Genomic DNA, 20,730 nt, shown 5'->3' with positions numbered 1-20,730 from the left:
TTAAGCTGCAACAGAAATTGTCTTAGTTTTGAGCGACGGTTCTGGGATGAGTTGACCATCCTCTCGGAGCGTGTCAATATAAAGCTCAATTGCTTCTTTAATATTGCTTTCTGTTTCTTCAAGTGTCTTACCTGTAGAAATACAACCAGGCAAATCTGGAACATAAGCTGAATAGTTAGCGCCGGCCCATTCAAAGATTACAACATATTCCTTCATTATTCCTCCTCCAGTTGTGCTTGCTTCCAAATACTTTTGAGAGTTCCAATGGCGACTTCATCTGAAAAACTACCCGGTACAACTACGATACCAGGTTTTTCAGGGTGCTTCAGGACTCAATGACTGCCTCGCATTCTTGCTTCATACCATCCATCCCCTTATAATCGCTTGAGTACCTCACGAATTTTCATTACTTGTTCTTTCTATTTTAAATTGTGCTAATACTGACTATTTTGCCACTCAGAAACTATGTTGAAAATTGGCTTAAAATTTGCTTCAAATCATCCGCTGTTAAGCCGTACCAACGGGGGAACACATTTTTGGATAGCTGATGAAGCCCGATCGCACATTGGGGCAATTTTTGCTAAATTTTCCCTCGTTTACTCGTTTCCTGGTTTTGCCTGAAAACAAGTAAACGGGTAAGTTTGTCAAGACTTAAGAAAGAGTCTTTCTAGCACGTTCCGATCGCTCTTCTGCCGTATCCATAACATCCGCCATTTTATCCACCATTTCCCCTGGATAATTTTCCAGTACCCGAGTAGAAAGCGAAATCCGACCACGACTTTCATCGAGGTCAACCACCACGGCTTTCAGGGGTTGGCCTGGGGCAAAAACTTGTCCGAGGTTCTCAATATATTTTTGGCTGACTTGCTTGATGTGCAGCAAACCGCTAACTCCTTCCAAGTCCACAAACACGCCAAAAGGCTTGATGCTGCTGACTTTTCCTTCGACCAACTGACCAATTTGCAAATCCTTGAAAGCATTCGATTGAGTGGCCATCCGCTGGGAAAGTACGAGTTTTTCTCGTTCGCGATCAACCTCCAAAAAATTAACGGTCAAAGATTGACCGATCAGCGATTCTAGGTTATCGCGTTCCACTAAGTGCGATCGGGGAATAAAACCGCGCATTCCCTGAACATCTACAGTCACGCCGCCCTTATTCGCCCCAGAAACCCGCACCTGAAGAACTTTACCGGTTTCCTGCAATTCAACTAAATCTTCCCAAGCTTGCTGAATTTGTAACTGCCGCAGAGACAAAGTAACTTGGCCATCTGCATCTTGTTCGCGGATAATCAAAAAGTCCCGTTCCTCGTCCAGCGGAACCACTTCCGACAAATCCGTTACTGTTCTCAAAGCAGCCTCTTCGATCGGCAAAAAAGCCGAAGACTTGCCGCCGATATCAACATACGCGCCGTTTGAGTCGTACTCGAACACTTTGCCGCGAACTACTTGTCCCTTCTGGAACTCGTAATTGTGCTGTTCGAGGGCTTTAGCAAAATCATCCATTGAAAAGGATGCTTTTGCGCTTTGAGAACCTGTAGATTTGGAATTCATGTCAGTTTAGTTGTCAGTTGTCAGTAATTTAGTTGCCAGTTGCCAGTTGACAGTTGTCAGTTGTCAGTTGACAGTTGTCAGTTGACAGTTGTCAGTTGTCAGTTGACAGTTGTTGAAGGAAGAAGGAAGATATTCCCCCACTCTCCCACTCTCCCCCTCTCCCTTTCCCACTCTCCTTATTTCCCACTCTCCTTATTTCCCCATCTCCCACTCTCTAAGCTGGTTGAAGTTGCTGATGAAATAGCTGCTTCACCTGCACCCACGAGTCGGCTGCTGCCGTAGCGTCGTAACTGCCGCGGTGGTCGCAGAAGAAGCCGTGATCGGCATTGTAGCGGAAAATTTGGTGAGAAATACTGTGTTTTTGCAATTCTGCGGCGATTTGGTCAACTTGTTCTAAGGGAATGCTGGGGTCTTGAGTGCCAAACAAGGCGTAGAGAGTGCCTTTAATGTCTGCTGTGCGGGCGATCGTGGGGGTGCCACCGCCGGGGGTTTGAGTGGCGATACCGGCGCCGTAGAACGACGCTGTAGCCTTGATTTCGGGCAAAGTAGCGGCGAGGTAGGCGACGTGTCCTCCAAAGCAGAAACCGATGCAGCCAAAACCTTCTGTTTTGACAGAGGGTAGAGTTTTGAGGTAATCGATGGTGGCTTGGATATCGCTGAGAAGTTGGGAAGCTGTGGTTTTTTCTTTGTATTCTCTGCCGATTTGGATGGCTTCGGGTGTGTAGCCGGTTTCAAAGCCGGGGGCTTGACGCTGGTAGATGGCTGGGGCGATCGCCACATATCCTTCTTTTGCTATTCTTTCAGTAACTTCGCGGATGTGCGAGTTGACGCCAAAGATTTCTTGAATCACGATTACTGCGGGAAATTGCCCTGGGGAGGTTGGCTGGGCTAGGTATGCAGCTATTTGCAAATCCCCGTTAGGAACTGTGATGTTTTTGGTGCTAATTTCGGCTTTTGTCATAGGTTGTTTTAAGGTAAATGCCACTCTACTGATTTTAAGTTAATTTGGGGAATTTTTAGGCTATTCGCCAATAATATTTTTCGGAACGGCGAAGCGCAAATACCGCAAATATGGCAGGTAAAAATTCGCTTATTGTTGAAGGTTTAGGTTTCGCTGAATAAGTTGGGGCAAATCAATCCTACCAATTAATTGGGGATTCAATTTCGGTAAAATATAAGTTGTTGTCTGTGATTTTCTCAAGCAGAGATTTTGATAAGTCTACGACTTGGCAGCTTTTATCGGGCTTTTTCGTGAGATTTTAGAGATAAGTGTCTAAGTCGTTAGCTGTTGAATATGAGCTAATTTTTTTTGATATATCCGAGTTGTTTTTTAATCGCTTTGCTTTCTGGTTGGCGGAATCGTTTGAGGAGATTGATGCAGGCTAGGACTCAAGTCTAAGTTACGATCGCCATGCCGAACAAAGTCATCTAACCCAAGGAAGACAGTATTTGGTTTTTTTCGCTGTGCGCTTGCTGTCAGGGTAAGATATAAGGTATTGGTGGCGTAGAGCCCTTGAGCGCAGAATATTTTTTGCTGAGTTTGCGTCAATGGGTAGGTGTGAAAATCGGAGTATCAAATTTTTCGGCTCAAACTCATGTGCAGCAAGAGTTTGATGCCCCTCGTGTGAAAAAAAGCTAGACGCAAAGTCTGAAAGCTTTACAGGATAAGGTTTTGGAGTGAGTATGGAAACTAAGGTATTGACAATCCGAAGGCTGGAATGGTACTTTTATTTTAGATGGACGCAACTGCACCTTGAAAACCAAATACACCCTGGCTTCTGGAACGGGCGGCCGGAAAATACCTAAAACCCTATCAGGGATTGAAACACAATATTGCAAGCACCAGGAGCAAAAGTCTTGGGCCGGAAAATACCTAAAACCCTATCAGGGATTGAAACAAGAAAGCGCTCGGTATACTACAGATATTGTACCTGCCGGAAAATACCTAAAACCCTATCAGGGATTGAAACATGTTTGGCAAAACGACTCAGTTAGCGGTTCGCTTTCGAGAAAAAAGCCGGAAAATACCTAAAACCCTATCAGGGATTGAAACCAACTTCTCGGCTTGGGCAAAGGAGTTTGAAAATGCCGGAAAATACCTAAAACCCTATCAGGGATTGAAACTTTGGAGCTAAATTATTATGCCAATTTTGGTGCGCCGGAAAATACCTAAAACCCTATCAGGGATTGAAACATCGCGAACAATAAAACACGGGATAGATTGGCATCAGCCGGAAAATACCTAAAACCCTATCAGGGATTGAAACGCTCATTCTTCTATCGAAAACGCTCGTTGGTGTCGCGCCGGAAAATACCTAAAACCCTATCAGGGATTGAAACATATGCGCGATGCACCGATCGCGGATATTCTCGTGCCGGAAAATACCTAAAACCCTATCAGGGATTGAAACAAAACTCCATCGGCGCCTAAAAACTCAAACATTTTCAAAGCCGGAAAATACCTAAAACCCTATCAGGGATTGAAACCTGGATGCTGCTGCTGCTCCCCTTGACAGGGTGTTTGGCCGGAAAATACCTAAAACCCTATCAGGGATTGAAACGTTGCGCTTGTGCGCTCTTCTCAAGCCCCGCCCAACCAGCCGGAAAATACCTAAAACCCTATCAGGGATTGAAACCGATGAGCCGATTAAAGTTCGGCCTTTTTATCGCGCCGGAAAATACCTAAAACCCTATCAGGGATTGAAACCAGTCGCACAGCCAAAGCCATATCCCCCCAGTGCCACGCCGGAAAATACCTAAAACCCTATCAGGGATTGAAACTTCATTAATTTCTAATTCCCTATCGTTGCCATTCTGCCGGAAAATACCTAAAACCCTATCAGGGATTGAAACCTAATTGTGGATTTAAGCACGGGCCGGGTCAAAAGCCGGAAAATACCTAAAACCCTATCAGGGATTGAAACACGAAAAAATCGCTAAGCGACCTAAAACTTTGCGCCGGAAAATACCTAAAACCCTATCAGGGATTGAAACCAGAATTACCACCAGAATCAACTTTTGCAAACTTCCACAGCCGGAAAATACCTAAAACCCTATCAGGGATTGAAACGGCAGGGCTATCCTTTCTAAATGCCTAATGAATTTGCCCGGAAAATACCTAAAACCCTATCAGGGATTGAAACAGGCATTAACACCGGATATCGGGCATAACCAGCCCGGCCGGAAAATACCTAAAACCCTATCAGGGATTGAAACTTTGCTTTTGAAGCGTTCTTATAAAACTCAAGATTATCGCCGGAAAATACCTAAAACCCTATCAGGGATTGAAACATTGCAACCTGGCTTTGAGCAAATACAACTTAAAGCCGGAAAATACCTAAAACCCTATCAGGGATTGAAACATGCCTCGCAGAATTAGAGAGCGGCAAGGCAACGCCGGAAAATACCTAAAACCCTATCAGGGATTGAAACTTGGTGCTTACCATATCCGCATTGATAACGGTCAAATAAGCCGGAAAATACCTAAAACCCTATCAGGGATTGAAACACCACCTGTTTGACACCTTTAATGGAATGAGGAGTAAGAAGCCGGAAAATACCTAAAACCCTATCAGGGATTGAAACTCGGGCCCGACTAGATAAGTCTTTGCAAACTGCAAGCCGGAAAATACCTAAAACCCTATCAGGGATTGAAACCGATATTTTAAAGATGATGATGGACTGGCTGAAGCCGGAAAATACCTAAAACCCTATCAGGGATTGAAACATAAATCATGATCTGTACTTTCTGCAATCAAAATGCCGGAAAATACCTAAAACCCTATCAGGGATTGAAACGCGGGCCCCAATAGCATGACATCATTCGCCGGAATGCCGGAAAATACCTAAAACCCTATCAGGGATTGAAACGCAGGATTGCTCAACTGTCCCTATTCCCCCGGCGACAAAGCCGGAAAATACCTAAAACCCTATCAGGGATTGAAACTTTTCCGGTGCGTCTTCCGGAAAAAGTATTGATTTGCCGGAAAATACCTAAAACCCTATCAGGGATTGAAACTTTTAACTTTGACCCAGAGAAATCGGCCGCTTAACGCCGGAAAATACCTAAAACCCTATCAGGGATTGAAACGTGTGAGCTAAATCTGCCAGCTTGCTGCTGACTAGAGCCGGGCCGGAAAATACCTAAAACCCTATCAGGGATTGAAACCAAATTTAAAGTATGGCCAGACGGATGTGGGGAAGGCAAGCCGGAAAATACCTAAAACCCTATCAGGGATTGAAACGCTTCGGTAGTAGAACACTGGCAACTATCCAAGGAAGGCCGGAAAATACCTAAAACCCTATCAGGGATTGAAACAGCGCTAATACGGTTTTGCGAGCTGCGATTTTGCGGGCTAAAGCCGGAAAATACCTAAAACCCTATCAGGGATTGAAACATCAGCGGCAAGTTGCCGCACAATTCCCAGCGCGCCGGAAAATACCTAAAACCCTATCAGGGATTGAAACGTAGTGAAGGCGGTGCATGAGGGAAGCATCCAAAGCCGGAAAATACCTAAAACCCTATCAGGGATTGAAACCTTCACACATTGCCTTCATTGACAGGCCGTGGCAGCCGGAAAATACCTAAAACCCTATCAGGGATTGAAACAACTCTTTATATTCAGCAAGAGCCGATTCATAAGGCCGGAAAATACCTAAAACCCTATCAGGGATTGAAACTTCACTGGCAAAACTAGACAAAAGCAGACCTAGAAACAGCCGGAAAATACCTAAAACCCTATCAGGGATTGAAACGGGTTCCCGCCCCTTACAGGGTTTCCCGCTTCGACGCCGGAAAATACCTAAAACCCTATCAGGGATTGAAACATACTCGAAGCGAGACAAGACTTTCTGGGGAATACCGCCGGAAAATACCTAAAACCCTATCAGGGATTGAAACGCGAACATAAGCCAGCAATCGATACAAGTTGTTGCGGCCGGAAAATACCTAAAACCCTATCAGGGATTGAAACTTGGCTAGACGCTTCTGCTATAGAGAATTTAGCAAGTTTTGCCGGAAAATACCTAAAACCCTATCAGGGATTGAAACTTACGATCGTCGGGGACTTCATCGACTGGTTGAGGGCCGGAAAATACCTAAAACCCTATCAGGGATTGAAACAGCGAAACCGCTTTTAAATGGCGAAAACTGAAAGCCGGAAAATACCTAAAACCCTATCAGGGATTGAAACGCACCCCTCTGGATTGACTAGCGTTCAGATAACAAGGGGCGGAAAATACCTAAAACCCTATCAGGGATTGAAACTCCAGTTAATCGTCCAGTAAGCGACTGGACTAATTCAGCCGGAAAATACCTAAAACCCTATCAGGGATTGAAACTCTGCCTCCGGCAGAGCCGGCAACCAACAAAAAAAGCCGGAAAATACCTAAAACCCTATCAGGGATTGAAACTTGGCTCAAATCGCAGCGGAAAACCAATCAGCACAACAAGCCGGAAAATACCTAAAACCCTATCAGGGATTGAAACATATGCGCGATGCACCGATCGCGGATACTCTCGTGCCGGAAAATACCTATTTCCCCATCTAGGGCTTGAAACGCCCAAACTACAAAATTATTGGCTCAAAAATAGACTTCTCCTCTCTCTTTTTATCTCCTCCCATAACCTCAAGCAATCGATCGACTACGCGCCTCCAAGTAAAATTTTCAGCCACAAAAGCCGGGCCCGCAACCCTCGCTGTCGCAGCCAATCCAGGCTGTTCGATCGCCCCTTGCATCAAATCAGTCAAATGTTCCCACTCAGGAGCTAAGATAAATAAGGTTTCCCCGTCACTCACCACAGCCTTAAATTTACTCTCAATCCGCTGTGCAAAGTTCGATCGCGTAAAATCATCCGTAGGGCCGCCCGCCGTGCAAATAACCGGCAAACCACAAGCCGCAGCTTCCAACACCGGCAGATTAAAACCTTCTGCCAAATAGGGAGAAACATAAACATCTGCTGCTTGGTAAAACTCTGCTATTTGAGCAAAAGATAGCTGGCTCCCCGTATAAATTAATCTTGGTAAAACCCTCGCTCTTTCCGCATCGTTGAGCACAACTCGGCAGGCTTCAGCAATCTCGTTTCTCGACGGATAAAGCAGTTCTGAACCTTTTAAAACTAATCTCGCATCTGGATATTTGTCAACTACCGCAGCGAAGGCTTTTAATAAAGGGCGAATACCTTTGCGATCCGTTTGTCCTCCGATATTTAAAAATATAAAATAGTTTGACCACCCTAAACTTTCGCGCAGTGATTGACGCCGATCGCCCGCCGCAGGATAATAAATCTGAGGATCGACTCCCAAAGGTACGACGGCAATGCGATCGGCCTCAACTCCGCTGCGAATTAAGCCGGCTTTTGACCAAGCTGAAGGTGTAATAATTTTTGTTTCTGAGTTAACCGGGGTTTGGGCGATCGACTTAACACCCATCGCCTGTAATACTGTACTGGTAATAATTCCCCATTCTGTGGCTGCAAATACCCAAGTTTGAGCGCTGCTAGATGCCGAGAAGTCCCACGGGCAGTACATTCGCAGGGTAACATCGGCTGACTGATTTACCGCAGGGCTTTTAATGCTGCGAAGTAATGTTTCATTTGGGCGATCGAACAAACTAATTTTCGTTTCCCAAGCTGCGTCAATGTAGGGCATATCGCGGTGGAAAAGCTCAATTTGTCCTCGCGGGCGATCGAGCATTTCCAGCAGTTGAAATTGATTGGCTACGCAATAGGAATGATAAATAAATAAAACGCCAGCCTTCAACAATAATCTGCAATTCAAAACTCCCGCTTTTGCTATTAACAATTAAACGGATAATCAAAAATTGGTAATTAGTAATTAGCCAGCATAAATTACCAATTACCAATTACTAATTACCAGAAAGAATAGGTTTACAGCCAGAACCCCGATCAGGAGAGATTAAAAGAAGACTGTTCATTACTCCAATCCTCTTCCTTCCAGGTAGATGTCGGTATCAAGCTGTCAACTGTCAACCGTCAACTGTCAACCGTCAACTGTCAACTGTCAACTGTCAACTGAACAATTCCTTACTTAATCACTTGCCAATCCATAATCCGCCACTGTCCCTCTTGACGGATCAAGTCGTAGCGCACCCGCAGGTTTTCATTGCGCGAAGAAACGAGTTGAGATCGATCGAACACTTCGGCTTTTTCTGATACTTGGGCTTCTACTTGGGCGCGATCGGGATTAGTCGGATTTGTGGTAACTCCATTAACTTGCAGCTTGTGTACATAACGCTGGTGAGCGTTGTTTCGCTGTTGAGCTTCTGCCATTAATTGCCAGCGAGACAAAGCCGGTTCTGTGAGAACTTGCTTTAATTCTTCGACAGCGTGATTGGGGCCCAAAGCCGCTGCTTTCGCCGACAGCCAGCTTTGAACTAAGTCTCTTGCTGCTGTCTCAGTCATTGCTCCCGACGCCGCGGCGCTGGGCTCTGGAGCCACGGAAACAGTGGGGATTTCTATCGGCGGTGCTTCCAGCCCGACGAGGGGCTCTTTTGGCGAGAGGGCTTGCATCGCGCTAGCCAACAGACTGAGTATTAACCACAGGAATAACAAGCTCAGGACACCTGCGACTAGAAACAGAGCCAGCCTGTTTCGAGGCATGGACTTGACTTGGGCAGAAATTTCTGCTGCCTTGGTGCGCGCCCGATCAACCAAATCACCCTTTAGCCCATTGCCGCTTGTTCCGCTGCTGCGCCCTGAATGTTGGCGTCTGCGTTGTTTGGAAGTCGAGTCTGCGGGGTGTGGCACTGTCGCTATCGGGAGAGAGACGGCGGCAACACCGCTCGGCGCGACCACCGTTGCCTGGAATTTCGCGCCCGAGGCTGCGGTGGAAGCGTCGCCCGGTACGGGGGTCAAGGTGACGGTACTGGCTCCCTGCTTGGCCGTGGGTGGCTGTGCGGGTATGGCAGCGGGCGATCGACCTGCTGTCGGTTGCAGTCGCCCTGGGAGCTTGCCGGAGCGGGGCTGCACGACGACCCATTCGTTGGCGGTTTCTGAGTCCTGTGGCAAAGCTTCTAGGTAAGCTTGTACTTTCGGGTCGGCAAAGTAGTCTTTCAAGGACACTGACTCGTTAGCCAAGTCGCGGAAGTGGGGAAACACTTCTTCTTGTAGCCAATGTTCGGCGTACAAGCACAGTCCGGGCAACAAATCGGGTGAATCTTGGGAATGTTCGCGAATGAAGGCCAGGGGTTCTTTTTCCGAACTCAGTTCGAGGGCTCTGCTGGCTTCTTCTGTCTGGCCCAGCAGCAGGGAACAGACGGCTTTTTCCAGGTGAACGTCTTGGCGGCGACCGAGCTGCATCAGCATCAGCTTGGCGCGACGGATCATCGATGGCTGTCTGGCGGCAAATCCTTGGGCTAACAGGGTGTAGACCGAGAGGTAAGTGGCGACTGCGGAGGGGCGGCCGGCTTCGGCTTCAAATAGGGCTTGCTGCTCGCTGCTGGTTAGGTGTTTTCGCATTTGCTGCACGAACCGGAGGAAGTCTTCTATTCCTAAGCCCGATCGATCGTCTCCCGAACCGTCGATACCGCCTCGTTCTTGAAGCATTTCTCGCAGGATTTGCAGTCCCCGGCGACGCTCGGCGACTTTTTCTTCGGGGAGTGATAATAGCTCTAAAATGTTGTACGGACGGAGTTTGTATATGTCGGCTTGCATTTCACCCCTCACGCTTGCAAATAGGCTTTCGCGCAGCAGCAATTCTTGACCTGCTTCTAATGATTTTGCGGCATTTTCGTACTGACCTTGCTGCCACTGTTCGCGGCCGAGTTCTAGACAGGCAAGGCTGACGGTTAAAACTATATCTGGCCTCACGAGCTCTTGGTCGCCGAAACGACCTTCTGCGATCGCGATGCTGCCATTGTTAAGATACGGGCGACCCAGCTTCTGTACGAGTTCGTATTCCCCCAGTTCTTGCAGTATGAGCAGGGCTCCTACGAATTGGTTGTCATCGATTTCAATACTTGGAGTGTGGGGGTCGGGAGCAGCCTCTAAAGCCTTGAACTCTGCCGGAGCGGTTTCTCCTGCGTCTTGCAGGACTGTGGCCGTGCCTGCTGAGGTTTTTGACCTCTGGTGCTTGGCTTCCTGTGCTGCTTCCGACTCTCGATCGTAAGTTTTGGCTAAAAAACTCGCATCGTAAGCTTTGCGCCCGTCTGAGTCTGACAGAACGGCGCAGGCTTCATCGAGCAGTTGTTTGCGGGCGACGATCGCAACTTCGGAATACTCCCTGCGCGGAAGCTGTAAAGTTCGATCGCGGTGAGCCTGCTGCAACTGTTCGGCAGTAGCTTGAATCGGTAGACCCAAAATCCGGTAGTAATCTAGTGGAATTAACACTACGTCCACTTCCCCAAAGCGCTAGCAACTGAATTAGCCTATCTTAAGTGACATACTCCCGCAAACCAAATCAAAAATTCTGGTGTTGGCTTCCAACCGCCCGATTCACGGTATGTTGGACTTGCCGTAGAGATACTCTGATTTTTTCCCTCTACAGCGTTTTAAAGTGAGGAAAAGGGAAAGCCCCATTGCCCGTCAGCTAAATGAGTTGTGTGACTCTTGAGCATTTTCGGGTTTGAGAGTAATGGAATTATATCATTCGTTTGCATGGGGTTTAGATGGGAGTTGGTTCTCCCAGTCCCGGCAATCCGCCCCGCCTGCCAAACACATTTTAACAATTGGTGAACTGTTGCACAGAAAAGGTTTGATGGTTTTCTGCTGCGGTTGTGTCCCATCTGGGTTTAAATTTAGATGTCTAGGAAGCTGATCGTCGGGTATTAATTATTTATGGTTCAGGAACGGACTTTACCAGTTTTTGACGCGCAAAGCGTAAACATTTCTCGGGATGAGGGCTTAATGCTCTACGAGGATATGGTCTTGGGGCGCTACTTTGAGGACAAGTGTGCTGAGATGTACTACCGAGGCAAAATGTTTGGTTTTGTCCACTTGTACAACGGTCAGGAAGCTGTCTCTACAGGCGTGATTCGATCGATGCGTCGGGATGACACCGATTACGTTAGCAGCACCTACCGCGATCACGTTCACGCTTTGAGCGCGGGCGTCCCGGCGCGGGAGGTAATGGCGGAGTTGTTCGGGAAGGAAACTGGTTGCTCGAAGGGCCGCGGCGGTTCGATGCACATGTTTTCGGCCGAACACCGACTGTTGGGAGGTTATGCTTTTGTGGCTGAGGGGATTCCTGTAGCTACGGGGGCGGCTTTTCAATCGAAGTACCGGCGCGAAGCTTTGGGGGATGAGAGTTCCGATGGCGTGACTGCTTGTTTTTTTGGCGATGGTGCTGCAAATAACGGGCAGTTTTTTGAATGTTTGAATATGGCGGCTTTGTGGAAGTTGCCGATTATTTATGTTGTGGAAAACAACAAATGGGCGATCGGGATGGCCCACGAGCGAGCTACTTCTGATCCGCTGATTTACAAGAAGGCTCATGCTTTTGGCATGGCTGGTTTTGAGGTTGACGGGATGGATGTTTTGGCGGTGCGGGAAGTGGCGAAGGAAGCTGTGGCGCGGGCGCGAGCCGGCGAGGGGCCGACTTTGATCGAGGCTTTGACTTATCGCTTTCGCGGCCATTCTTTGGCCGATCCTGATGAGTTGCGTTCTAAAGAAGAGAAGGAATATTGGTTCCCCCGCGATCCGATTAAGAAGTTGGCTGCTGATTTGATCGATCGAACTTTGGCAACTGCTGAAGAATTGAAAGAGATCGATAATAAGATTCAAGCAGTAATTGACGATGCAGTGGATTTTGCTGAGAAAAGCGCTGAGCCCGATCCTAGCGAATTGTATCGGTTTATCTATGCAGAAGATGAGTAAGCTGTTGTGCATTTAACTTGTATGTTTAGGGCGGGCAGGATGCCCACCCCCTACTCCCCACAAGAGTGATAGATCCCCGTAGGGACACGGCGAAAGCCTTTGTCCCTACTGCACTTCCTAAACCGGAAATACGCTGTAAGACTTACGTACAAACTTTATTTGTAGGGTGTGCACTGCGAAGCTTACTACCATAAATTAGGGCTAAAATCAAAGGTAGACTTTCTAGACGAAAAGAGGCGATATGATAAATCTTGATCGCAATCTAACTCAAACTCAAGCCAGCAAAAATATGGGTGCAGTTCGAGTCAAAGTCAAGCTAACGAATGCCATTGATGAAGAGTTAGTCAAAAGAGGATTGCTCAATCCAAATCTGTTGCGCGTGTATGAAGCCGAAGCACTGATAGATACTGGTGCAGTACGCACAGCTATTCCTTTCGAAGTCTGCGAACACCTCGGCTTAAGAATTCGGAGTCAAGAAATAGCAAAATATGCCGATGGCAGACAAAAAACAGTGGGATTAACAGGGCCTGTTATCATTGAAATAGAAGGGCGCGAGACAATTGAGGCGACAATGGTTTTAGGCGATATGGTGCTAATCGGTCAAACTGTGTTAGAAACTTTAGATTTGCTAGTAGATTGCAAAAATCAGCGTCTAGTTCCAAATCCCGAAAATCCCGACAGGCCTGTATGGAGAGTTTAATACTAAATCAAGTTTAAATACCTCCTTTATTTGTAATGTTCTAGTGCTAATATCGGCATGATGCCAGCATTTTTAATCAGCACGTATTCCAAGGTTTACGAAGGCTTTTAGTCGTAGAGCCATTCTTCAAACTCATCTTTACAGCACCAAGCATCAAAACAGGTAAAAGGTTCCCAAAACCAACGCAAGACTTACAATAAAATTAGGCGTTGCTTAATCAGGGTATGAAAAAAATAAGTTAAAAATCCCCAAGCTTTGTGGATACTGGTTTCTATGACTGGCATATTTAGCCTTTCATACCTTAAATCAGCAACGCCAAAATTTGATGTAGCTCAGCTTAAAAAATCGCCAATAAATCTCTAATAATTGTACATAAATTTTCCACTTACGTCGCACAAAATTTTGAAAAATGTAAGTTATGTATCCATGCTTCAGAATTTTTACTTATTCATAAAAATTCATAAATATCAATAGAATCATAGGCGCACAGAAGCAATTACGCCCGCCTTCTTTTGCGAGATGTCTAATGTATACGCCAACAGTATCTCCCGGATTTGAAAGAAAAACATTTTTCCGGTACTCTATATAGGATTTAGCTGCTATAATTTGCATGGGTTTATTTTACTCTAACTATTGCAAGCCCTTGTTATACGAAATCAACATTCAAATACTCATACTATATCTGCAAGTTTTGCCTAAACTCCTCTAGGGTTGGCGTTGGTTTAATGCGATGAATCATACTATGGCAATTTGAGCATAGCACAGTAAAATCCTTAAGCGGATCTAGTTGAATCTTTGCCCCGCTCAAGTTGGAAATTGGAACATTATGATGAGCTTCTATGTATCCTCTGCCTATTTCTCCGTATCGAGACTCAAAATCAAAACCGCACGCTTTGCACTCATATCCTTGCAACTGCTTAACTTTTCTAGATAACGTCTGATTTCGTTCTGTTACTCGATGAAGTCTATACTTTTTCGGATCTTCAAACCATTCTCTTTCTGGTTCATTGTTCTTAGCCTCCTTCTTCAAAGAAACCTCGTTGAACAAATCAGAATCAGCCTCATCCTTCAAAGAAACCTCCTCAAACAGGGAGAAGTAAATTTCAAGCATTTTCCTAACATCGCCTACCAGCTCCTTGTCGTCAGGAAGTGATTCGCTTGAATAAAACTTCGATGCTATGTTTCCTGCTTCATACGCAATTCCAAGCCTTCTATAAGTAGTTTTCTTGGGGATCGAATCAAGCTGAAAATCGAGAGTTTCTGAAAATTCTCTGAGCTTGTCAGAACCAAGCTTATCTTTAAATAGTTGTGCTTGATCCCTTACCATGTCCCTCGACTTCCCAAGTCCGAACTTCTTTCTTTTATCTGCTATTCCTTGATTGAGAGAAAGATAAACGCCTGAGAAGTCGGCGCGAAATAAATAAACACAGTAAAAGCCCGACTGGACACTCTCAGTTACAAGCTTGTTAAATATTGCTATCCAAGGAACTTTAGCCCAAGAACCATTCCCTGCTGAAGCTTTTACGCTATAGATTTCTGGTAATTCCAATGAAGCACTTATTGATTTCGGCACTACATTTTTGACATAACTAGCAAAGGAATGTCCCTCGAAGTTGTCATTACTGACCAATGGATATTCCCAAAGGATTTTTTCAATGGACTCTCTAAGCGCCATAACCAATAATTAATGTTGCATCTTCAATTTAATTATCGTGCCTCACCAGCAGCTTTCAAATATTAACCCTGCCGATAACCCTTAATGATACCCGAACTGCGATATAACATTCTATACTAGGTGTTAACGGCAGCAAACAACCACAAGATTAGCCGATCGCCCATCCTGTATATTGCCCCAAATACAGCGCCGCCCCCAACCAGCAAATCTCCCTTGCAGAAAGTACCACAAATGTGATACGGTTGAAGCTTGTGTCCAAATAACACCAGTTCATGCCAAAACTCAAAACTCGCAAAGCAGCCGCAAAGCGCTTTAGAGCGACCGGCAGCGGTAAAATTGTGCGCCGTAAAGCTTACAAAAGCCACTTGCTACAGCACAAAAGTTCAGCTCGCAAAAGCCGTCTCTCTAAGCTGGTCGTCATCGACGAGACCAACGACGCTAACGTGCGGTTAATGCTTCCATACTTGTAAAGTTTAACGGAAATTAAAGATGACACGGGTAAAACGCGGTAATGTCGCCAGAGCGCGCCGCAAAAAAATTCTCAAATTAGCCAAGGGTTTCCGAGGCGCACAGTCGAAACAGTTCCGCACAGCTAACCAACGGGTGATGCAAGCCTTGCGTAACGGTTATCGCGATCGCAAAAAACGCAAACGCGATTTCCGTCGCCTGTGGATTGCTCGGATCAATGCCGCATCGCGCCAGCACGGCACGAGCTACAGCAGACTGATCGGCAACATGAAGAAAGCCAACATCGAAATCAACCGCAAAATGCTGGCACAAATGGCGATCATTGACCCAGCAACATTCGGGAAAGTCGTCGAAATGGCTAATCGAGCCGGAGGCTGAAAGTTCGCTTGATTTTCAGAATGCAGAAAGCAGAAGTAAGAAAGATTTAACAGTCGGCCAGAGAAGGAAAACTCCTGATGAATTTAGGAGGTTGAGAGCCACTTTCCTTCTTTGTTCTTACTTCTGGACTCTTGCTTTTTCAGAAATCGCGATCGGGCCGGTCGATCGCTATTTCCTTGTTTTCTATACAGTTGCAGAGGCAAATGTCAGGGATTGCTAACGCCTTAAAATAAATAAAACCTTCCACTGCTCTACCTAATTTTAAGAAAAACATGGATAGTAATTTGCTGATTGTTTACCTGTCAGTCCTGCTCGCTATACTCGGCAGCACTTCCTGGTTTGTTGTGCGCCAAATTCTCAAAACTCGCAAGCTGGAAATGTCTCTCGAACGCTTAGAAAATAAGCTGACCATAGAAAAAGGAACAGCACAGGAATACTACGAATTAGGAAGTATCTATGTAGATAAGAAGCTTTACTCCCAGGCGATCGTACTGTTTCAAAAAGCCATGAAAGCCAAAGACTTAGAAGGCGAAGAAAATCAAGCTGTTATTTACAACGCCCTCGGTTTTGCACACTTTGGCCAAGAACAGTATGACATCGCAATCCGCCACTACAAAGAAGCCCTGAAGTTACAGCCAGAATACGTTACATCTCTCAACAATCTGGGTCACGCCTACGAACGCAAGAAATTAACAGCTCAAGCCTTGGAAATGTACGAACAAGCTCTCGCCTGCGATCCAGACAATGCCACTGCCAAACAGCGAGTAGAGTCCCTCCGGAAGCGTTTGGTAATCTATAATTGAGCGCCCATGTTAGGAGCAATAGAGATCCCCCAAACCTGGTTTCATTCAGAAACCGGGTTTTTTCTTCACATAGTCCCAGATACTAAACTATCCAACACATTAATGCGTTAGTTTTTAAGAACAGGAATTCCAAGTGAAGCTCGATCACACACCGTCCCAGCACTTTAAATTACTGTCAAGATAAAAGCAGTACCTGCAACGCCGGTCAGTTCTAAACAATAGAAGGAGGAGAACGTAGTGACATCAATTCTCGTTGTCGAAGATTCGTGGTTGACTCGCAGGGTGATCTGCAAAATCTTGCGAGCAGAAGGATACGAGACTTGGGAAGCATCCAGCGGCCCAGAAGCTCTAGAACTGCTCGGCACTAAAACCCCAAACTGTATGCTTTTAGATCTGCTGATGCCGGAAATGGAAGGTCGGGAAGTCCTGCAAGCCATGCGCGATCGAGGATATAAAATTCCAGTGATCGTAATTACCGCAGACATCCAAGCAAGCACCCGCTCCGAGTGCATGGAACTCGGAGCCCTGGCAGTCATTCACAAAATGCCCAACTCAGATGAACTGATCGGGTGGATCAAAAAAGCTCTCAGTGTTAGCGAGGAGAGCACCCAATGAAATTAAGCACTCGACAGCTCGATGCTTTGCAGGAACTCGTCAACATCGGGATCGGTCAAGCCGCAGGGGTTTTGAACGACATGATCGACTCCCCGATTCGCTTGCAAATCCCCTACCTTCAAATCCTGACTCCCATGGACCTGGAAGAAGAGTTGGAGCAACACCTCAACGGCGAGCAAATCGCCGCTGTCCAGCTCAAATTCACAGGCTCCTTTGGAGGCGTTGCCCAGCTAGTCTTTCCCACCAACAGCGCTGCCCTGCTGGTGACAATGCTTACAGGGGAAGAAGTTGGAACTCACGATCTCGATTCAGTCAAAATTGGTACGCTGAGTGAAGTGGGAAATATTGTAATTAATGGGGTCATGGGCGCAATCAGCAACGTACTTCAGCAGCGCCTGAACTACTCAATTCCCACTTATAGCGAAGGGACGATTGCTAGTTTGCTGATATCTGGCGGTTTAGCTACTGATACAGTTGTTTTATTAGCCCAGACCAGTTTCATGATTGAAAGGCTTCACATTGAAGGAGATATCATTCTTATTTTCAATGTTAATTCCTTTGACACCTTGTTGACTGCTATCAATCAACTTGCCGGGGGTCTATGATTGAGGAGAGCAAAAGTATTAAGGAAAAGTTTGGGGTTCTCGACAGCGTACCAGTCGGCGCCTGCTTGCTGCAGGATGATTTTGTGGTGCTGTTTTGGAACACTTGTCTGGAAGAGTGGACTAAAATTCCCCGCAGCCAAATATTGGGAACAAAGATCACAACCCATTTTCCTCACCTGAGTCAGTTAAAGTACGCCACTCGCTTCAAGCAAATCTTTGCAGGAGGCCCGCCAACAATTTTTTCTTCTCAAATTCACAAACACCTGATTCCGGCAACTTGGCAAGACGGTCAGCAGCGAATTCAGCAAACTACTGTGACTGCTGTGCCAGCCCTAGAGGCTGGCATAGAAGAACAGGAGATTAGAGACTGGGTTCTCCATACTCTTGAGTTGGAATCAGACGGTACTGTCGGAGTCGGATCACCAAGAAGTGCTTTTGTGTGTAGGGAATCTGCACCCTCAGTTTCGTCATCAATATGGCCGGGGGTCAATTGCCCATCCTTCTACGCGCTGCTGGTGATTCAAGACGTGACCGACCTCACCCATCGCATCCAAGCTTACCGCACAATGCGGGATCAAGCTTTGGAAGAAGTGCAAGTGCGTCAGCGGGTGGAGGAAGAATTGCGATCGAGCCAGCATTTTATCCAGCAGATTGCTGACGCTGCGCCTTATTTGCTCTACATCTACGATTTGACCGAACAGCGCAACGTCTACGTCAACGGTCAAGCTTCTAAATTGTTGGGCTACACTCCCCAAGAAATTTTACAAATGCAAACTGCTTTGTATTCCAGTTTGGTGTACCCAGAAGATTTGCCGAGGCTCAAAGCCCACCAGCAAAAATTTCCCTCCGCCCCTGACGGGCATATTTTGGAGTTGGAGTATCGCCTCAAACATCGATCGGGCGAATGGCTCTGGTTTCGCTGCCGCGACCAAGTTTTCGCCCGCACAGCCGACGGCTGCCCCAAACAAATTTTCGGCACCGCTCAAGATATCACCGAGTACAAGCGGGCAGAAGAGGCGCTGCGGCAGCAGAACGAACGAGAACTGCTGATGGCGACGATTACTCAGCACATCCGCCAGTCTCTGGATTTGGGCGAAGTGCTCAGCACGACAGTGACAGAAGTGCGTCAGTTCCTTCAGGCCGATCGAGTGATGATCGTGCGCTTTAACCCCTGTATCGGCAGTCTCTGCGCCGGCCCGGCGACGGGGGCGGTGACAGTGGAATCTGTAGCTCCCAACTGCCAGCCGATGTTGGGGGAAACCCTGGAAAATTTCTGTTTTGACCAGTTCTATCTCGAAGCGTACCAACATCGATCGATCCGACCGATCGCCGATGTTTTGGCCGCCGATTTGCCGCAATATCAAATTGACTTGCTCGCACAATTCGCGGTGAGAGCGTATTTGGTTGTGCCTTTAGTGCAAGGAGACGAGTTGTGGGGGCTGCTGATGGCCCACCAGTGCAGTCCCCGGCAGTGGATGCAGTTGGAAGTAGAGTTGCTGTCTTCTCTGGCCACCCAGTTGGCGATCGCCATCAAGCAAGCAGAACTATACCAGCAGTTGCAAGCCGCCAACCTCAAGTTAGAGCGCTTGGCCAGTTTAGACGAACTCACCCAGCTAGCAAACCGCCGCCGCTTCGATCAATATTTAGAAATGGAGTGGCGCAGACAAGCGCGGGAACAAACCCCTCTGTCCCTTATTCTTTGCGATATTGATTCTTTTAAAAGTTACAACGATACTTACGGGCATCCAGGGGGAGACGAATGTTTGCGACAAGTCGCTGCGGCGATCGGCAATGCAGTCAATCGCCCCGCCGATTTAGTAGCTCGCTACGGAGGCGAAGAATTTGCCGTTATTTTGCCAAATACCGCGATTCAAGGCGCTGTGCTGGTAGCCGAACACATACAGCTCAAAATCGCAGCTTTGCAGCTTCCTCACGCAGGTTCTCAGGTGAGCGAGTACGTCACTCTCAGCCTGGGCGTAGCGAGTATTGTTCCTGCATCTGAATCGGGAGCCGAAATTCTGATTGCCGCAGCCGACCAAGCCCTATATCAAGCTAAACGACTTGGGCGCGATCGTATCCAACTTTACCAGCCCGATCCTGCTGCTGGCAAGCCGAATGGCACAGTCACTTCGATACTTCCTGTAGATTTTTCTATAGCCAATACTAATTTACCCTCTCCCACCAGCGCTTGACGAATTGCCATATTCGTGAATTCCGAGTAGTTATACCACTCCGCAAAAAAAATGCCATTGTCAGCGCGTGATCCAACCCTGATATCCCTCTTCTGTCACTCTGCGAATTAAAAAAGTAAGAAATAAGCTAGCTCAAACATAAAAATAAAAGGGTTGGAATTGATTTATTGGATTAATTAAATCGTTGAATCCAATCAATAAATTAGGATTTGGGAATATTTTTAATCAAGAATAAATCAACCAAAATATAAGCATGAGATCGATAACCTGTTGTGCACTTAAACTGTGATACAATAATTAGGGCTTGCTGAAAAAAGCTGAAACCCTTACATCAAGAGCTGATTGACTGACAAAAGTTTAATTAGCCCAAACTACAGTGGTAGCTTGAAACTCAATTCGGTAAGTTCTTTGCTGATGTTGTAAACGAGAAGCCTTGACTGGTTCGGGGTCAATATTAGTAGAAAAAGAGATAACAGAAATTAAATTCCAGCCCTTGTTCAGAGCTTGTTTGACCCAACTCCAGCCATTTTTCAAGTAGCTAGCACCCCGATACCAATGTGGATCTACACAACGACGCTGACCTAAAATGACAACTTCAACACCTTGAGCAGTCAAGAACAAAGTAGTCATGGCTAACACCAAGCACAGTCGAGAAAGAGCTGGAGCGGATCGGAGTTTAGAGTCTTCGAGATTGAATCCAGAGGATTTATCATCCAGAAAATTTTCCTCAATGGTAAAGCGTTGGCCATATTCCCGAAAAGTTTGGAGATTAGTAGGTGAGCGTACTAATAATGTACCAGTGTTCGCCATTCGTAGATTCCCACGCAATTGCGGTAGTGCCCTGAAGGAAAGGATCAAGATGATCAAACAAAACCGTATTCAAAAAAAAGTAGGCATCTAAAGTTGTAA

The 20,730-nt window shown here is 46.5% G+C and carries 16 protein-coding genes and 1 CRISPR repeat array; of the genes, 8 read left to right on the top strand and 8 right to left on the bottom strand.

Features of this window, described 5'->3' with window-relative positions:
• From QUA44_RS26400 to QUA44_RS26375, 6 genes are all read right to left on the bottom strand, one after another.
• Complete coding sequence (locus QUA44_RS26400; protein WP_333255914.1) at nucleotides 1-216, bottom strand: type II toxin-antitoxin system HicB family antitoxin; 216 nt, start codon at nucleotides 214-216, stop codon at nucleotides 1-3.
• Nucleotides 216-329 (bottom strand): type II toxin-antitoxin system HicA family toxin, encoded by a 114-nt coding sequence (locus QUA44_RS26395; RefSeq protein WP_333255926.1) that lies wholly within the window; start codon nucleotides 327-329, stop codon nucleotides 216-218. Before QUA44_RS26395 ends, QUA44_RS26400 begins: the two co-directional genes overlap by 1 nt.
• Before the next feature lie 322 nt (nucleotides 330-651).
• On the bottom strand, nucleotides 652-1,551 hold the full coding sequence (locus tag QUA44_RS26390; protein ID WP_333255913.1) for a S1 RNA-binding domain-containing protein: 900 nt from the start codon (nucleotides 1,549-1,551) through the stop codon (nucleotides 652-654).
• 214 nt (nucleotides 1,552-1,765) lie between these two features.
• Nucleotides 1,766-2,512: a dienelactone hydrolase family protein gene (locus tag QUA44_RS26385; RefSeq protein WP_333255911.1), complete on the bottom strand. Its 747-nt coding sequence runs from the start codon at nucleotides 2,510-2,512 to the stop codon at nucleotides 1,766-1,768.
• An 829-nt stretch (nucleotides 2,513-3,341) separates the two neighbouring features.
• Nucleotides 3,342-7,039: a CRISPR direct-repeat array (repeat unit 37 nt; unit sequence GCCGGAAAATACCTAAAACCCTATCAGGGATTGAAAC).
• Between the two features lie 79 nt (nucleotides 7,040-7,118).
• Nucleotides 7,119-8,330, bottom strand: coding sequence for a glycosyltransferase family 4 protein (locus QUA44_RS26380; RefSeq protein ID WP_333255909.1), 1,212 nt, complete (start codon nucleotides 8,328-8,330; stop codon nucleotides 7,119-7,121).
• A gap of 266 nt (nucleotides 8,331-8,596) precedes the next feature.
• Nucleotides 8,597-10,900 carry an IMS domain-containing protein gene (locus QUA44_RS26375; RefSeq protein ID WP_333255907.1) on the bottom strand — a complete coding sequence of 768 codons (2,304 nt, stop codon included), beginning with the start codon at nucleotides 10,898-10,900 and terminating at the stop codon, nucleotides 8,597-8,599.
• A gap of 447 nt (nucleotides 10,901-11,347) precedes the next feature.
• On the opposite strand from QUA44_RS26375, the gene pdhA reads away from it, so the two are divergent.
• Together pdhA and QUA44_RS26365 are read left to right on the top strand one after the other, a co-directional pair.
• Nucleotides 11,348-12,385 carry a pyruvate dehydrogenase (acetyl-transferring) E1 component subunit alpha gene (gene pdhA, locus QUA44_RS26370; protein ID WP_006634162.1) on the top strand — a complete coding sequence of 346 codons (1,038 nt, stop codon included), beginning with the start codon at nucleotides 11,348-11,350 and terminating at the stop codon, nucleotides 12,383-12,385.
• 241 nt (nucleotides 12,386-12,626) lie between these two features.
• Nucleotides 12,627-13,085 (top strand): clan AA aspartic protease, encoded by a 459-nt coding sequence (locus QUA44_RS26365; protein WP_333255905.1) that lies wholly within the window; start codon nucleotides 12,627-12,629, stop codon nucleotides 13,083-13,085.
• A gap of 676 nt (nucleotides 13,086-13,761) precedes the next feature.
• Here the strand turns inward: QUA44_RS26365 and QUA44_RS26360 are convergent.
• On the bottom strand, nucleotides 13,762-14,760 hold the full coding sequence (locus tag QUA44_RS26360; protein WP_333255903.1) for an MrcB family domain-containing protein: 999 nt from the start codon (nucleotides 14,758-14,760) through the stop codon (nucleotides 13,762-13,764).
• Between the two features lie 272 nt (nucleotides 14,761-15,032).
• On the opposite strand from QUA44_RS26360, the gene rpmI reads away from it, so the two are divergent.
• From rpmI to QUA44_RS26330, 6 genes are all read left to right on the top strand, one after another.
• Nucleotides 15,033-15,230: a 50S ribosomal protein L35 gene (gene rpmI / locus QUA44_RS26355; protein ID WP_006634164.1), complete on the top strand. Its 198-nt coding sequence runs from the start codon at nucleotides 15,033-15,035 to the stop codon at nucleotides 15,228-15,230.
• 19 nt (nucleotides 15,231-15,249) lie between these two features.
• On the top strand, nucleotides 15,250-15,606 hold the full coding sequence (gene rplT, locus QUA44_RS26350) for a 50S ribosomal protein L20 (protein WP_190658174.1): 357 nt from the start codon (nucleotides 15,250-15,252) through the stop codon (nucleotides 15,604-15,606).
• A gap of 272 nt (nucleotides 15,607-15,878) precedes the next feature.
• Nucleotides 15,879-16,409, top strand: coding sequence for a tetratricopeptide repeat protein (locus tag QUA44_RS26345; RefSeq protein ID WP_333255901.1), 531 nt, complete (start codon nucleotides 15,879-15,881; stop codon nucleotides 16,407-16,409).
• Nucleotides 16,410-16,646: 237 nt separating this feature from the next.
• Nucleotides 16,647-17,024: a response regulator gene (locus tag QUA44_RS26340; protein WP_333164983.1), complete on the top strand. Its 378-nt coding sequence runs from the start codon at nucleotides 16,647-16,649 to the stop codon at nucleotides 17,022-17,024.
• A complete protein-coding gene (locus QUA44_RS26335) occupies nucleotides 17,021-17,629 on the top strand; it encodes a chemotaxis protein CheC (protein WP_333255899.1) in 609 nt (202 codons plus the stop codon). Before QUA44_RS26340 ends, QUA44_RS26335 begins: the two co-directional genes overlap by 4 nt.
• Nucleotides 17,626-19,821 (top strand): diguanylate cyclase domain-containing protein, encoded by a 2,196-nt coding sequence (locus QUA44_RS26330; protein ID WP_333255897.1) that lies wholly within the window; start codon nucleotides 17,626-17,628, stop codon nucleotides 19,819-19,821. The genes QUA44_RS26335 and QUA44_RS26330 overlap by 4 nt, the downstream gene beginning before the upstream one ends.
• 357 nt (nucleotides 19,822-20,178) lie before the next feature.
• On the opposite strand, the gene QUA44_RS26325 is transcribed toward QUA44_RS26330, so the two are convergent.
• On the bottom strand, nucleotides 20,179-20,631 hold the full coding sequence (locus QUA44_RS26325) for a hypothetical protein (RefSeq protein WP_333310016.1): 453 nt from the start codon (nucleotides 20,629-20,631) through the stop codon (nucleotides 20,179-20,181).
• Nucleotides 20,632-20,730 lie beyond the last annotated feature (99 nt).

It is taken from the genome of Microcoleus sp. N9_A2, from assembly GCF_036701775.1.
GTDB lineage: Bacteria > Cyanobacteriota > Cyanobacteriia > Cyanobacteriales > Microcoleaceae > Microcoleus.
Note: the sequence above shows the minus strand (reverse complement) of the source record. Positions and strands in the feature narration are given on the sequence as shown.

What these genes read in the sequence shown, in the direction of transcription:
- QUA44_RS26400 (WP_333255914.1), bottom strand. Translation starts at nt 216, where the DNA reads ATGAAGGAATATGTTGTAATCTTTGAATGGGCCGGCGCTAACTATTCA.
- QUA44_RS26390 (WP_333255913.1), bottom strand. Translation starts at nt 1,551, where the DNA reads ATGAATTCCAAATCTACAGGTTCTCAAAGCGCAAAAGCATCCTTTTCA.
- QUA44_RS26385 (WP_333255911.1), bottom strand. Translation starts at nt 2,512, where the DNA reads ATGACAAAAGCCGAAATTAGCACCAAAAACATCACAGTTCCTAACGGG.
- pdhA (WP_006634162.1), top strand. Translation starts at nt 11,348, where the DNA reads ATGGTTCAGGAACGGACTTTACCAGTTTTTGACGCGCAAAGCGTAAAC.
- QUA44_RS26365 (WP_333255905.1), top strand. Translation starts at nt 12,627, where the DNA reads ATGATAAATCTTGATCGCAATCTAACTCAAACTCAAGCCAGCAAAAAT.
- QUA44_RS26360 (WP_333255903.1), bottom strand. Translation starts at nt 14,760, where the DNA reads ATGGCGCTTAGAGAGTCCATTGAAAAAATCCTTTGGGAATATCCATTG.
- rpmI (WP_006634164.1), top strand. Translation starts at nt 15,033, where the DNA reads ATGCCAAAACTCAAAACTCGCAAAGCAGCCGCAAAGCGCTTTAGAGCG.
- rplT (WP_190658174.1), top strand. Translation starts at nt 15,250, where the DNA reads ATGACACGGGTAAAACGCGGTAATGTCGCCAGAGCGCGCCGCAAAAAA.
- QUA44_RS26345 (WP_333255901.1), top strand. Translation starts at nt 15,879, where the DNA reads ATGGATAGTAATTTGCTGATTGTTTACCTGTCAGTCCTGCTCGCTATA.
- QUA44_RS26335 (WP_333255899.1), top strand. Translation starts at nt 17,021, where the DNA reads ATGAAATTAAGCACTCGACAGCTCGATGCTTTGCAGGAACTCGTCAAC.
- QUA44_RS26330 (WP_333255897.1), top strand. Translation starts at nt 17,626, where the DNA reads ATGATTGAGGAGAGCAAAAGTATTAAGGAAAAGTTTGGGGTTCTCGAC.
- QUA44_RS26325 (WP_333310016.1), bottom strand. Translation starts at nt 20,631, where the DNA reads ATGGCGAACACTGGTACATTATTAGTACGCTCACCTACTAATCTCCAA.